This window comes from Leptolyngbya cf. ectocarpi LEGE 11479 (genome assembly GCF_015207065.1).
In the GTDB taxonomy this organism is placed as follows: Bacteria; Cyanobacteriota; Cyanobacteriia; order Phormidesmidales; family Phormidesmidaceae; genus Leptothoe; species Leptothoe ectocarpi.
Genome location: NZ_JADEXP010000164.1, coordinates 1 through 13,487, shown reverse-complemented (window position 1 = coordinate 13,487; position 13,487 = coordinate 1). Strand labels below are relative to the sequence as shown.

General features: G+C 50.6%; 10 protein-coding genes. 7 read left to right on the top strand and 3 right to left on the bottom strand.

What is annotated here, in order from left to right; translation table 11 throughout:
• Positions 1 to 322 precede the first annotated feature (322 nt).
• Genes sir through IQ260_RS17135 form a run of 3 tightly spaced genes read left to right on the top strand, consistent with a single transcriptional unit; the run spans position 323 to position 3,299 of the window.
• Entirely contained in the window at positions 323 to 2,254 is a 1,932-nt protein-coding gene (gene sir / locus IQ260_RS17145) for a sulfite reductase, ferredoxin dependent (protein WP_193994330.1), read from the top strand.
• A 43-nt stretch (positions 2,255 to 2,297) separates the two neighbouring features.
• Complete coding sequence (locus IQ260_RS17140; RefSeq protein WP_193994329.1) at positions 2,298 to 2,885, top strand: NUDIX domain-containing protein; 588 nt, start codon at positions 2,298 to 2,300, stop codon at positions 2,883 to 2,885.
• 9 nt (positions 2,886 to 2,894) lie between these two features.
• Positions 2,895 to 3,299, top strand: a complete 405-nt coding sequence (locus IQ260_RS17135) for a hypothetical protein (protein ID WP_193994328.1) — start codon at positions 2,895 to 2,897, stop codon at positions 3,297 to 3,299.
• 14 nt (positions 3,300 to 3,313) lie between these two features.
• On the opposite strand, the gene IQ260_RS17130 is transcribed toward IQ260_RS17135, so the two are convergent.
• Together IQ260_RS17130 and IQ260_RS17125 are read right to left on the bottom strand one after the other, a co-directional pair.
• A complete protein-coding gene (locus IQ260_RS17130; RefSeq protein ID WP_193994327.1) occupies positions 3,314 to 3,841 on the bottom strand; it encodes a plasmid pRiA4b ORF-3 family protein in 528 nt (175 codons plus the stop codon).
• Positions 3,841 to 5,130, bottom strand: coding sequence for an LCP family protein (locus tag IQ260_RS17125; RefSeq protein WP_322744985.1), 1,290 nt, complete (start codon positions 5,128 to 5,130; stop codon positions 3,841 to 3,843). Before IQ260_RS17125 ends, IQ260_RS17130 begins: the two co-directional genes overlap by 1 nt.
• Positions 5,131 to 6,040: 910 nt before the next feature.
• On the opposite strand from IQ260_RS17125, the gene acnB reads away from it, so the two are divergent.
• The 4 genes from acnB (at position 6,041) to IQ260_RS17105 (ending at position 10,684) form a co-directional block, all read left to right on the top strand.
• A complete protein-coding gene (gene acnB, locus IQ260_RS17120) occupies positions 6,041 to 8,650 on the top strand; it encodes a bifunctional aconitate hydratase 2/2-methylisocitrate dehydratase (RefSeq protein WP_322744984.1) in 2,610 nt (869 codons plus the stop codon).
• 51 nt (positions 8,651 to 8,701) lie between these two features.
• A complete protein-coding gene (locus tag IQ260_RS17115; RefSeq protein ID WP_193994325.1) occupies positions 8,702 to 9,454 on the top strand; it encodes a DUF4145 domain-containing protein in 753 nt (250 codons plus the stop codon).
• A gap of 173 nt (positions 9,455 to 9,627) precedes the next feature.
• Entirely contained in the window at positions 9,628 to 10,011 is a 384-nt protein-coding gene (locus tag IQ260_RS17110) for a 4a-hydroxytetrahydrobiopterin dehydratase (protein WP_193994324.1), read from the top strand.
• A gap of 40 nt (positions 10,012 to 10,051) precedes the next feature.
• Positions 10,052 to 10,684 carry a Uma2 family endonuclease gene (locus tag IQ260_RS17105; RefSeq protein WP_193994323.1) on the top strand — a complete coding sequence of 211 codons (633 nt, stop codon included), beginning with the start codon at positions 10,052 to 10,054 and terminating at the stop codon, positions 10,682 to 10,684.
• Positions 10,685 to 10,686: 2 nt separating this feature from the next.
• Here the strand turns inward: IQ260_RS17105 and IQ260_RS17100 are convergent.
• Positions 10,687 to 13,487: CHAT domain-containing protein (locus IQ260_RS17100; RefSeq protein ID WP_228016199.1), on the bottom strand; the 2,801-nt coding region annotated here is incomplete at its 5' end.

Below are 13,487 nucleotides of genomic sequence, written 5' to 3'. Positions count from 1 at the left end.
AACACTCACATACTGGTCAGCAGTGATACCATTGGACATACACCACAATCCCGACCGGATTACCGGGTAATCAGATCGTCTTCTAGGTACAGACGTTCCATGGAACGTTTTTTCAGGCATATTCTTGGATCTCATACAATCCTCGATCCCTTGGTAACTAAAATCTAACGATTTACTTGGTAATTCTGACTAATGACTAGCGGTCTAACTACAATTAGCTTTGCTAGTTCTTTCCCGAAACATTCGGCTGAGCACTCGTTGCCTACGCTTGCATGCTTTTCGGAATCTATTGGTTTACTGTTCTGCTATCGACCGCTGCATCATGGTTCAAAGTCCGATTTCTCCTAGTAAGCAAGCATTTCAGGCTGCGACGCCCACCGCTAAAAAAGTTTCTAAGCTCGAAGGTATCAAAGAACGTAGCCAGTTCCTTCGAGAACCCGTCGCCACAGAAATTGCCCAAGATACAACTCATTTTACTGAAGAGGGGATCCAGATCCTCAAATTCCATGGGTCGTACCAACAGGACAACCGGGATAATCGGGTCAAGGGCCAGGAGAAGGATTATCGCATGATGCTGCGCACCCGCAATCCCGGCGGTCTGGTGTCTCCAGAGCTTTACCTCACCCTGGACGAACTCTCGGATACCTACGGCTATGGCAATATTCGAGCGACGACTCGACAGGCCTTTCAGCTCCACGGCATCCTCAAGAAAGACCTGAAGGCCACCATGGCGGCCATCATTCGCAGCCTGGGCTCCACCTTGGGGGCCTGTGGTGACCTCAACCGCAACGTCATGGCGGTGCCCGCCCCCTTTAAAGACAAGCCTGAGTATGTCTATGCGCGGGAGTATGCCGATCGGATTGCCGACTTGCTCACCCCTCAAACCTCGGCCTACTACGAGATTTGGCTCGATGGGGAAAAGGCTGTCACCAGTGAAGAGCATCCGGATGTGGTCGCTGCCCGCCAGCGCAATGGTAACGGCACCATCGTCCATGACAGCGTGGAGCCGATTTACGGCACCCACTACATGCCTCGGAAGTTTAAGTGCTCAGTTACCGTCCCTGGGGATAACTCCGTCGATGCCTATACCCAGGATGTCACCCTGGTGGTGATCGTCGATGACAATAAAGAGCTGCTGGGCTTTAACGTCCTAGCGGGCGGCGGCATGGGCCGCACCCACAATAAGGAAGAAACCTTTGCCCGTGTAGCTGATGAAATCGGCTATGTAGACAAAGACGATGTCTACGACCTGTTAAAAGCCATCGTGGCGACGCAGCGGGACTATGGCAACCGGGTACAGCGCCGCAATGCCCGGATGAAATATCTGATCAATGACTGGGGTGTGGACAAGTTCCGTACCAAAGTGGAAGAGTACTTTGGTAAAAAAATTCAACCCTACCGAGCGCTGCCTGAGTGGAAGTTCTATGACTATCTAGGCTGGCACGAGCAGGGGGATGGCAAGCTGTTCCTCGGCGTCCACATTGAAAATGGCCGCATCTATGACAATGGGGCATTCAAAATCAAGTCGGCTCTAAAGGAAATTCAGCTGCGCTACCGGCTGCCTATGCGGCTGACCAGCAACCAAAGTCTGCTGCTAACTGAGATTGAGCCAGCGGACAAAGCAGAAATTGATCGCATCCTCCGCAGCAACGGCATTGACCCCGAAGACCAGATCAATCTGCTCCACCGCTATGCCATGGCCTGTCCGGCTTTGCCCACCTGCGGTCTAGCTGTGACCGAGTCAGAGCGGGTGATTCCCAGCATTTTGGATCGAATCCAGGCGCTCTTAAACAAAATGGGATTAAAGCAAGAGCACTTTGTCATTCGGATGACCGGCTGCCCCAACGGCTGTGCCCGTCCCTACATGGCGGAACTGGGGTTTGTCGGTAGCGCGCCCAATTCCTATCAGCTGTGGCTGGGGGGCTCTCCCAATCAGATTCGGTTGGCTCAGCCCTACATGCAAAAAATGAACATTGACGATTTAGAGACCACCCTGGAGCCGATGCTGGCCTTCTTTAAAAAGGATCGGCAGCCGTCGGAAAGCTTTGGTGACTTTTGCGATCGCATCGGTTTTGAGGCCCTTCGTGACTTCTCCACGTCCTATGTTCCCGCTAAAGGAGCCTCGGGTCGCCGTCGGCATCGGGTGGGCATATCGGGCGATGTGTATGTTCAGCTCAAAGAAGCCGCAGCCGAGCAAGGCGTGAGTATGGCCCAGATTGCCGAAAGTGCGATCGCAGCCTATCTCAACCACTAATCTCAACGACCAAACCACCTCAGACCAGCCCTAGGGTTTACGTATGGCAAAATTCACCAGTACGCCAAATCGCTGTGTCACCGTTGACAATGAGGAGCTTTGGATTAGCCGTAGCGTTACCGTTCTCGCGATTTTAGTGGTCGTTTGCGACGGTAGCGCCTACGTCCCCCTAAATAAGCGTGGTCCCGACCTCCCCGCCGAGGTCGGCAAATGGTGTCTGGCCGGCGGCTATCTAGACTATGACGAAACCCTGGGCGGGGCCGTCATGCGAGAAGTTTGGGAAGAGCTGGGGTTAGACCTGCAGGAGATCAAAACCCACCACCGTCTGGTGGGCTCCCTCGACCAGCCCAGCCGTATATTTAGTGACCCCCGCCGGTCGCAAAACGTCGGCATGCATTACCCGTTAATGGTATTCCTCAAACCCGGAACACCGCTGCCCGCCTTAATTCCCCAAGTCAGCACAGGTGAAGTCACCGACGTTGGCTGGTTCCCTCTAGAAGCAGCCCTGCAGATGGAACTCGCCTTCCGTCATCAGGACAGCCTACAGCGCGCACTTCACAACGAATTTGCTAAAATTTGGCCACCCTCTGATGACATCTCCCCCCAATCATCCATTACTTCACCGACGTAGAATCCCGCTATGCCACATCTTTCCAGCCAGCCTCAGCGCATCGCTGAAGAGCAGTACAAATCACTGAGCAAAACCCATATTTTCACGCAGTATATGCTCCAAGACCAGATGCGGGACCAGGTGTTTATGGCCTCGCTGACCACATTTAAGACCGAACTCAATCGTATCCAAAAAGCAGCAAAGCTACGCCATGCCAGCCTCGACTGGTACTTGAGTGAATTGCGCGAACTCAGACAGCAGTTTGATACCTATATCAGCACGCTGCGCCGCAAGGGACTGATCCAGTTCACATTTCCCATGGAACTGGCTCTCTTTGCCACCCGTGCCCAGTGGTTTCTACGTTTCCAGGGACCGCAGATCCGTCGGGGCTGGCAACAGGCTGCCCCAGGATTTCAGCATAGCGATGACCAATAATCGACCGACTCACCTTAGCTAGAATGCAATTGCATATTAACTAGATCCAAGTCAAAGTACTCAGGGTCAAAATCCCCCCCCACCTCGTCCCATCGGGTCATATGTTGGGGGTCATGGGAGTCATCAAGAATTTCTAACAGTTCGTTATAGCCCCAAATACCACCACACCCCTCGGGTGGGCACCGGAGTTCACCCGTAACACAGTGAGGATAATGTCCTTGGGGATCTGCCGGCAGAATCATTTCCACCTCAACAGTGTGAAACCATCCGTCCCGCAAATCATATACGTAGCAAAATCGAGTTAGGTCATCCCTGATGATTTCATTGAGAGGCATCTGCAACAAACCCGGTTCAGTGTCAGAACGCTGCTTGCCAATGCGGTAATGATAGTTCGATACATTCTGCCAACCCATGACGATCTGAACAATACGATGCAGCTCGTCTAGGCTGGTTGTCGCTTCTACCAACAATCGCCGCCAAATAGACGGTTCACTATCCGTTAGGGTCAATTTCAGCTGATAGATGCGATCATTGTGGGCCATTAAAGAGCAGCTCCATGTTCACCCAGCCAATCTTCACCCAGCTGAATCGTAATATCCGAGTCGAGGTTCCCTGTACTTTCCACCCGTACCTCACCAATCCGTAGAAATTGCTGCAGCATTGATGCACTAGCCCGATCTCCTCGTTGGGCAACGATGCGAGTTTCTGGAAGGGTCTCATTTAACTCTTCACCGACAATGACATTACGGTAGCCACTATCGTATAAGGTATCCACTAAAGACTGGGTGGCCACATTGTCCCCCGTACTGTCTTGGATCACCACCCGCAGGTAGGATGGGCTGGCAGCTTCCATGGTCTGCACAGAGTCCAGACCAAAGTATTGCTGTACCATGCCATCGATCTTGTCATAGTTCGGCAGCCAATAACTGAGTTCGTACTCTGCGGGACTACTAAAATTGCCGGGCAGCATCAACATCTGTACATCTGAACGGCTAGTCTGAGATCCGTAGCCCACCAAGGCCACCAATTCTTCAACCGACAGATTCGTATCCACATGGGACTGAATCACCGATAAAATTTTGGGCAACCGCGCAATGGTCGCAGGGTTAAGGGTTTGCTCAATCACGGCTCGCATCATGGTTTGTTGCCGCTGGACCCGCCCAATATCACCATGATTGTCATAGCGAAACCGGAGAAATTGGAGTGCCTGATCGCCATCTAACGTTTGCCGACCCGCTTTTAGATTGATATACAGGTGCTGGCTATCGTCCTGATACTTCATATCTTTCGGAACATTCACCGTCACCCCACCCAGGGCATCAATCAGCTTCTCCACGCCCTGCACATTGATGCGCACATAGCGATCAATGGCGACGCCCCCCAGCAAATCACTCAAAGCTTCTGCCGTTAGTGCCGGTCCACCATCCAGATTAGCCTCATTGATCTTAGTCAAGACACCGCTGACAAGTGCGCGGGTATCGCGCGGGACCGACATTACCACCAGCTGTCCCGTACGCGGATTAAACCGCAGTAGGAGCATGGTGTCTGACAACCCTTCAAACGAATTGACGAGGGCATGATATCCCACGTCCTCCCCAAGTGGATCGTCAAGATCTGAGGTTAAGACCTTGACACCTAGCACCAAAATATTGACCGGTCGCGTTAGCCGAGGCAGGCGCAGGCTACTGTTCGAAAGAATGGGATCGCCTTCACTAAAGACCGCTGCCTCCTCAGGTGAAAGCTGGCTTTGCAATAGCGGCTGACTATTCATAGAAACCGCCAGCAGTGCCCCTGTGCCAGCTGAAATCGTCGCTACACTCGCCAATGCCACGGTTAGCCATGCCCACTTCGGTACCCTAAGCCCACGTGTTTTAGTTCCTGACACAGCTGGCTTCTTTGGCCGTTTAGCCGGTTGCTTTTTACGGGATGGGATGGACACGGAATAACCTCAAACCTGGATGACGATTAAAAACGATGAGCGATCTGAAATGTAGCCGTTAGTGTAGCGGCTATTTGTCCATAATGGTCGCCTACTGTGAAATTCACCTTACTGACCTTACTGAGGTCTTGGGAATAGCCGATAGACTGCAGCCTATAAGCTACGACATCAGGCACGAACCAGGGCGTAGAAAAAAGCTTAATTAATTGGATATTGCTAGCTATAGCTGTTTAGACCTCTCAATTTTTAGCAGCATGGTAGCAACATTTCTTCGATCAGACTCACTCTTTTCAAAAGTTTAGATTTACGACCTTTCAGGGTCAGCGACTTTATTACGGCGGCTGGCATCGCAGGCACATTTGATGAAGTGGGTTTGTTTGTTACTGATGATTGTCATCACGTTATCCATGGTGATGACAATCATCGGTAACAACACTTACTAGCTGTACGGCCTTGCTGTCACAATGATGACTACTGGCAGGTGTATTTTGCCACTAACAAAATTATCCGTGAGAGCTTCAGTCAAGCCAATTTTCCAGCCCCTGCACAACACTGCACTGTGCATCCACAAGTAGCTGAGGCAAAGTGTTTTCGAGATAACTGTTTTTTCCCATAACAAATTGGAAATTAGCCATTGTGGCAAGGCAATGTGGACACCTGCCGCATTGATTTTTTATTGACCAAATAAAAATCGAAAACGCTATCAGAACGCTATACTTTAGTGGTAGAGTGACGTGCCGAAAGCTTGTATTAGTTTAGGCATTTAACGCATTGATTAGTCCTCAATAGTAGCGCAGCGAACATGATGCTTGAACAATATCGCCAGCATGTAGATGAACGAGCAACATTGGGCATTCCCCCGTTACCGTTAAATGCTGAGCAAGCTGCTGATCTTTGTGAGCTACTCAAGAATCCTCCTGGGGGTGAGGCTGAGTTTCTGATGCAGTTACTTTGCGATCGCATCCCCCCCGGTGTAGACCAAGCATCCTACGTCAAGGCATCCTTTCTAACCGCCATTGCCAAAGGCGAAGCCACTAGCCCCCTCATCTCTCCACTCAAAGCCGTGCAGCTCCTCGGCACCATGCTAGGCGGCTACAATGTTCAGGCCCTGGTAGATCTGCTCAAATCAGATCAGGCCGAACTCGCCCAGGCCGCCACCGACGCCCTCAAGAAAACGCTGCTTGTCTACGACGCCTTTAACGATGTCATTGAACTGGCCAAAAGTAATGAAAAAGGCAGCGACTACGCTCAGCAGGTCATAGACGCCTGGGCTGCCGCCGAATGGTTCACCAACAAATCTGAAGTCCCCGACAGTATCACCATTACCGTCTTTAAGGTGCCGGGCGAAACCAACACCGACGATCTGTCCCCCGCTCCCCACGCCACCAGCCGCCCAGACATTCCTCTACACGGTCTGGTAATGCTGGAATCAAGCATGCCCAATGCGCTGGAAACGATTGCCGAACTCAAAACTAAAGGCAACCCGGTCGCCTATGTGGGCGATGTAGTCGGTACTGGCTCTTCGCGCAAATCAGCCATGAACTCCGTCATCTGGCACTTGGGTGACGACATTCCCCATGTGCCCAATAAGCGCACAGGCGGCTATATTCTCGGCGGCAAGATTGCCCCCATTTTCTTTAACACAGCAGAAGATTCCGGCGCGCTACCCATTGAGTGTGACGTCTCCCAAATGGAAACGGGCGACGTCGTCACCATAAATATCAGTAAAGGCGAAATCACCAAAAATGGCAGTGTCATTTCCACCTTTAGCCTCACCCCCGAAACCCTGTTAGATGAGGTTAGAGCCGGGGGACGCATTCCTTTGATGATTGGTCGCGCCCTCACTGACAAGACACGTGCCGCCTTGGGGTTAGAGCCCAGCGATGTTTTCGTCAGACCCGCTGCTCCTACCGATACCGGCAAAGGGTTCACCTTGGCTCAGAAAATGGTGGGTAAAGCTTGTGGTCTCCCCGGTGTCCGTCCCGGCATGTCCTGCGAGCCTCTGATGACAACTGTTGGCTCCCAAGACACTACCGGTCCCATGACCCGCGACGAAATGAAGGAGTTAGCCTGTCTGGGTTTTAGCGCTGGTCTAGTCCTACAGACCTTCTGCCATACGGCTGCCTACCCTAAGCCGGTGGATGTGGAAACCCATGCCACCCTACCTGATTTCTTCTCATCTCGCGGCGGTGTTGCCCTACAGCCTGGAGACGGCATTATTCACTCCTGGCTCAACCGCATGCTGATGCCCGATACGGTGGGTACCGGTGGTGACTCCCACACCCGTTTTCCCCTAGGCATCTCTTTCCCCGCAGGCTCCGGCCTAGTCGCCTTTGCTGCCGCCATCGGTGCCATGCCCTTAGATATGCCCGAATCTGTTCTAGTGCGATTCAAGGGAGAACTTCAGTCTGGAATTACCCTGCGGGATATTGTTAATGCCATTCCCTATGTTGCTATTCAAAAAGGTCTGCTAACGGTTGAGAAGAAAAACAAGAAAAATGTCTTCTCCGGGCGCATCATTGAGATGGAGGGTTTGCCCGATCTAAAGCTAGAGCAGGCCTTTGAACTCACCGATGCCACAGCCGAGCGTTCGGCGGCGGGCTGCACCATTAAACTCAGTGAAGAGACCGTCGCTGAATATCTGCGCTCCAATGTAGCGCTGATGAAAAACATGATTGCCCGTGGCTATGCCGATGCCCGTACCCTAGCTCGGCGGATTGCGGCCATGGAAGACTGGCTCGCTAACCCTAGTCTCATGACCGCTGACGCTGATGCTGAATATGCAGAGGTGGTTGAAATCGATCTCAATGAGATTAAAGAACCCCTGGTAGCAGCCCCCAATGACCCCGACAACATTAAGGCCCTTTCGGAAGTTGTTGACGATAAGGTAGACGAAGTCTTTATCGGCTCCTGTATGACCAATATTGGTCACTATCGAGCGTCGGCCAAAGTATTAGAAGGCGCGGGCACTGTCAAAGGTCGTCTGTGGATTTGTCCACCTACGCGGATGGATGAACAACAGCTGCGCAAGGAAGGCTACTACGGCACCTTTGCCGCCGCTGGAGCCCGGACTGAAATGCCTGGATGTTCGCTGTGCATGGGTAACCAGGCTCGGGTAGAAGATGGAGCGACTGTCTTTTCCACTTCCACCCGTAACTTCAACAATCGTATGGGGAAAGGGGCTCAGGTGTATCTGGGGTCGGCGGAGCTAGCCGCCGCTTGTGCTCTGTTGGGGCGGATTCCGAATATGGATGAGTATTTGGAGATTGTTGCTAAGAAGATTGATCCCTTTGCTGATGAGCTGTATCGCTATCTCAACTTTGACCAAATTAAAGGGTTTGAAGATGAGGGCCGGGTAGTCTCTAAGGTCGAGGAAGATAAGATAGAAAAAGAGGCAATCTCGGCAAAGTAAGGAGCTATTTCGTTACAATAATCACGCAGTAGTTGTGGTTATACATTACGTATGCATGCTTTCGAACCTCGTAAGGTTAGGACTTGGAATGTCTGGGGAACAGGTAATCAGACATTTCAAGTACCGGATCATATTGATGAAGTATGTCCTATTTGTTTAGAGAATGCGCTGTTAAAGTTGCACACAAATTCTCTTAGATCATTCCCTATTCACTCTTCAGCTCCTCTAGGAGATGAGATTAAAGCCATAGGCTTTTCTGGTCATCTTCAATGTGAAAAATGTAGCAAGCGTTCAAGTATTTACATGCATGGCTATTGTGCCGAACTTCCACATCTATCTTACAAATATTGGCATGAGATGTGGATATATCCTGCCCCTCCAAACAAAGCAATTGACATTCCAAGCGATGTGCCAGATAAGTTCCAAAAAGATTATCAGGAAGCAGTGTTAGTTCTTCCGCATAGTCCTAATGCAAGTGCAGCCCTCGCCCGACGAGGGTTGCAGTGTGGTGTCAAGAGTGATAATTCTTTAAATCAACAAATTGCTCAAGTCATCAAGAGTAAGAGGCTAAGTGGAGAATTGTCTGAAATGTTAGAAACAGTTCAAAAAATTGGGAACTATGGAGCACATCCCCAATTGAGAGCTGGAGAAATTATCGAAGTAAAACAAGATGAAGCCTTGCTTTCGTTAGAAGTACTATACGAGCTTCTAGATTTTGTTTTCTCAAGACCTGCCAAAAAGGCAAGAAAAAAAGCAGAGATGGCGAAGAAGTATAAGCTTTCATCTAACAGTAACGAAGTCTGAACTTGTGACAACTTATGAAAAATATATAGATTAGTAAATTGTTGTTATTTGTTAAATTCTATGTAAGTCAAGACTTTTTTGTAATATGAATCCGCATTTCTCCTTAATGATTGCAGCAGTTGATTGAGCAGGTAGTTAAGATTGCAGTAAATTACAGTTCAATGGGTCAGCAGATGAGTACTTCTCTAACTGAACAGACATGTATTCCCTGCAGTGGGAAAGTACCCCCCGCCAGTGAGGCGGAAGTAGCGGAACTCAAACCTCAGATTCCAGAGTGGGATATTATCTCTGCCAATGATGTCCCACAGCTACAAAGGGTCTACAACTTTAGCAATTTTCAGATAGCTCTAGACTTTACCAACAAGGTTGGAGAGCTGGCGGAAGCAGATCAGCACCATCCTGCACTACTGACCGAGTGGGGCAAAGTCACCGTCACCTGGTGGACCCATGCGCTCAATGGCCTCCACCGCAATGATTTCATTATGGCGGCCAAGACCGATGAGGCTGCTAAAGGGTTAGCGAGTGATGCCGCCGCACCATCCCATCAAGATGAATAAGATAGGATAAAAGGCAAGTCCCTGGTAGGTAGAACTCAGCATGTATCTGAAATCTCCGGTAAAACCCACTGGTGAAAAGCGAATAGCTTTCCGCGACTTGGACTGGGACGGCTTTAAACAGATCCAGCAGTTGCTGACTGAGCGCACTCGAGCCCGGTTTACCTACGATGCCGGAGTACTAGAAATTACAATGCCCTTAGAAAGCCATGAGCGTCTAGCTCGACTGATTGAGCTGTTTATACGCATTCTGGTGGTAGAGCTGGGCCTGAAAATAAAAACCATGGGGTCTACCACCCTGGATAGAGAAGACCTTCTTAAAAGTGCGGAACCAGATGACGGATATTACATTCAAAACTATGGTTTAGTCGCCGATCATGAAATCGATTTACGTGCTGATCCACCGCCAGATTTAGTTGTCGAAGTAGATATAACCCATACAGACATCGACAAGAATGCTCTCTATGCCAAGATGGGAGTGCCTGAGTTTTGGCGCTTTGATGGACAGGATTGGAAGATTTTGCGTTTAGAGAACGGTTCCTATGTTGAGCAGTCATGTTCACCGACATTTCCCGTTGTCGAGAAAAAAGACTTATACAGATTTCTAGAAACTGCGCTGCTTGACGAGGTTGCTGCAGAGGTTAGTTTTCGACAGTGGGTACGCGAGCAGCTTTAAAGCTACGACCAGTTACCCACTAAAACATAGGGAGCCCAGTAAAAGGGACCCTGATAACCACGGGTATGTAGCAAGCTAAGCTGAGCCTGTCGGAGGGCTTCAGCACGGGTGAGTTGCTCAGTGGAATTTCCCAGAATTTCATATAGCCGCGTCATCAGTACTGCCGTTGATTGATCGTCTACAAACCAGAGGGAGGCAACGGTGCTGAGCGCTCCTGCCTGGATCGCGACACCGGCTAAGCCCAAGGTGGCACGATTATCACCGCTAGCGGTTTTGCAGGCACTAAGAATCAAGAGTTCGATATCAGTCATATCGGACGTAGTCTGACGCTGCAGAATTTGCCCAAAGTCGTTGAGGGTAATACGCCGATCCCAGGCTAGTAGAAATGTTTCGTTGGGGTCAGAGCTAAACTGTCCGTGGGTGGCTAGATGGACTACAGGAGAACGGTCTCCACCCATCAGGGTCTGTAGGTTAGAGGTGGTAAAGTCGCGGTTGAGAAACTGACGGCTGGATACCTGGGTTTTGATAGCGGCCAGTTCGGTCTCGACGTTGATGAGGGGAGCAAAGCCCTGATGGGGTTCAAAGTCTGGGCGGATATCAGATAGGCCAAATGCGATCGCATCCAACCGAATCTGACTCAATGGCTTGGACTGCGGCAGCTGTAACCCTGGACTCAGAGCCAGGCCATAGTCTTCAATCAAAAATCGCTCGCCATTGTACAGCACCGCCATCGGCACATTGCGCAAAGCACCGTCTGACACAAATACCAAGGTTTTGATCTGTTGCTGCGCTAAAATCTCCTCAAAGGGGCGGATCAGCCAGTCGTAAAGCTGTTTAGCCCGCTCTAGGAAAAGGGGAGAGCGATATCGATTTTCAGTCTGTTGACGCAGCTGTGTCAGAATTTGGGTGACCTCGGTTTCAGAGATAGACACCCGGTGAAACTGCAGCTCGTTTGACTGGGGTAAACGGACAATCACAGCCACCTGGTCTGGCAAAATAATCGGGTAAATAATGGCCGTTGAGGTATCGAGCTGGGATTCACCCAGGGTAAAGGTCTGGGTCAGGTTACAGCTTAAGAAATTTTCTAGTTCGGTCAGCTGTAGCGCATCAATGTCTTTGATCGCCTGTAACAGATTGGTTTGCGATGGGGGTACCGTAGCCTGATTGAGCCGCAGCGCCACCAGTTCACGATAAAGGGGTTCCACCGTATCTCTAAATGAGAACTGCGCACCGGATTCAATGGCGACTAAATCCTGTCGTAGGGTTTGCAACGTGTCAGCGGCCGTTTGGTAATGGGTAATGGCCTGACCGGTGGCCCCCTGAGCCGCATATATACGCCCCAGCTGCCATTGCCACTGATAGGCAATGTGGTCAGCCTGGTAAGCTAAGGACAGTGCCTCAGTGGTTAGCGTTTGGGCCTGCTGTAAAAGTTCGGTGTTGTTGGGCTGCACAGATAGCTGTTCATAAAGCCCTCCTAAAACACCGAGGGCATAGGACTGAGCTTCGGTGTCGCCAGTGGCCACAGCCTGTTGTTGTACCTGGTTCAGAAGCTCAACAATATTTGTAATAGCGGGTGTTACCGTTGGCTTTTCAGATTTTTGGAGAGCAATATAGCTTTTTGCCAGGCTGATTTGAGTGAAGAGATTGGCTCGGTTGGGAGGCAGACTGGGCAGCTGTCTAACCAGGGAGAACTGGATTTGCAGCTGGGTGGATAGCTGTGGAAAAAAGTTCTTAGGAAACTCTCCCTGGTGTAGATTTACGAGCAACGCAAAATGCTGGATGGCGGTTTGGCTCAGCAAGTCTGGGTTGGGTAGACTTTGAGCGATCGTCTGTGCTGCTGTGTAGCTGGCTAACGCAGTCTCTGCATGATTTTTTACAACAGATCCATCCTGTGAGGAGCCCGTTTGTCCATAGCGATAGGCGGCTTGTTCATAGAGCGCCTGTTCTGTTTTACCCAGGCTCAATAGCGATAGAAGTTTATGCTGTGGGTTCTCTTGAGTATCAGCCCAGGTGACACTTTGTTCCAATAGCTGTTGTGCTTCAGAAAGCTGACCGGTCAGCCGCAGAACGTTGCCTAAACTACGCAGACCCAATGTTTTTAAATTGGCATCAGATTGCTGCTCAAAGGATTGAACAATGGTTGCCACATCCGAGCGGATGACATTGCAACTTTGCTCAGTTAGATCAATGGCCTCTAACAATGTTTGGCAAGCCCGTCGATAGTGACCGATGGTTTCTAAGGCCTGGGCCTGGTTGATCAGGCTGCCGGTAATCCCTGGCTGATGTCCTAACTCTTGATAGATTTCGGTAGTCTGTTGCCACGTTTGAAAGGCGGTTTCAGCGCGGCCTTGGGCAAAGGCTAGCTGTCCCTGGGCGTTTAGGGTTTGGGCCATGAGGCGGGCACGTTCGCTGGTATGGGGTAGGCGGTCTAGGCTAGCCAAGCTGTTTGCGATCGCACCCTCCCCCTCCTCCCATTGTCCCGTTTTCTGGTAGGCCAACGCCAAATAGGCCCAAATGGCTGCCTGTTGTGGGGTATCGATAGCCGGATTGTTTAGAGCGGTTTGCCAGGTTGCGATCGCACGTCCATACTGCCCTTGCCGATAAAAGACCTGTCCTTGTTCTATGAGTTCTGTCGGTTCTGCTGAGAGAGGTTCTACTGAAGATATAGCGGCAGCAGGTGTCTCTGAGGCTGGTAGGGTTTGTGACAACGCGGGCATACCGACTAGAACCAAACAGAGGCCTAGAAGAAACAACAGCAGGTTTTGCAGGTGGTGTTTCATGAGGACGGGGAAAGGGGAAAGGG

Bases quoted from the DNA above. Each gene is read 5' to 3' on its own strand.
- sir (WP_193994330.1), top strand. From the start codon at position 323: ATGGTTCAAAGTCCGATTTCTCCTAGTAAGCAAGCATTTCAGGCTGCG.
- IQ260_RS17140 (WP_193994329.1), top strand. From the start codon at position 2,298: ATGGCAAAATTCACCAGTACGCCAAATCGCTGTGTCACCGTTGACAAT.
- IQ260_RS17135 (WP_193994328.1), top strand. From the start codon at position 2,895: ATGCCACATCTTTCCAGCCAGCCTCAGCGCATCGCTGAAGAGCAGTAC.
- IQ260_RS17130 (WP_193994327.1), bottom strand. From the start codon at position 3,841: ATGGCCCACAATGATCGCATCTATCAGCTGAAATTGACCCTAACGGAT.
- acnB (WP_322744984.1), top strand. From the start codon at position 6,041: ATGATGCTTGAACAATATCGCCAGCATGTAGATGAACGAGCAACATTG.
- IQ260_RS17115 (WP_193994325.1), top strand. From the start codon at position 8,702: ATGCATGCTTTCGAACCTCGTAAGGTTAGGACTTGGAATGTCTGGGGA.
- IQ260_RS17110 (WP_193994324.1), top strand. From the start codon at position 9,628: ATGAGTACTTCTCTAACTGAACAGACATGTATTCCCTGCAGTGGGAAA.
- IQ260_RS17105 (WP_193994323.1), top strand. From the start codon at position 10,052: ATGTATCTGAAATCTCCGGTAAAACCCACTGGTGAAAAGCGAATAGCT.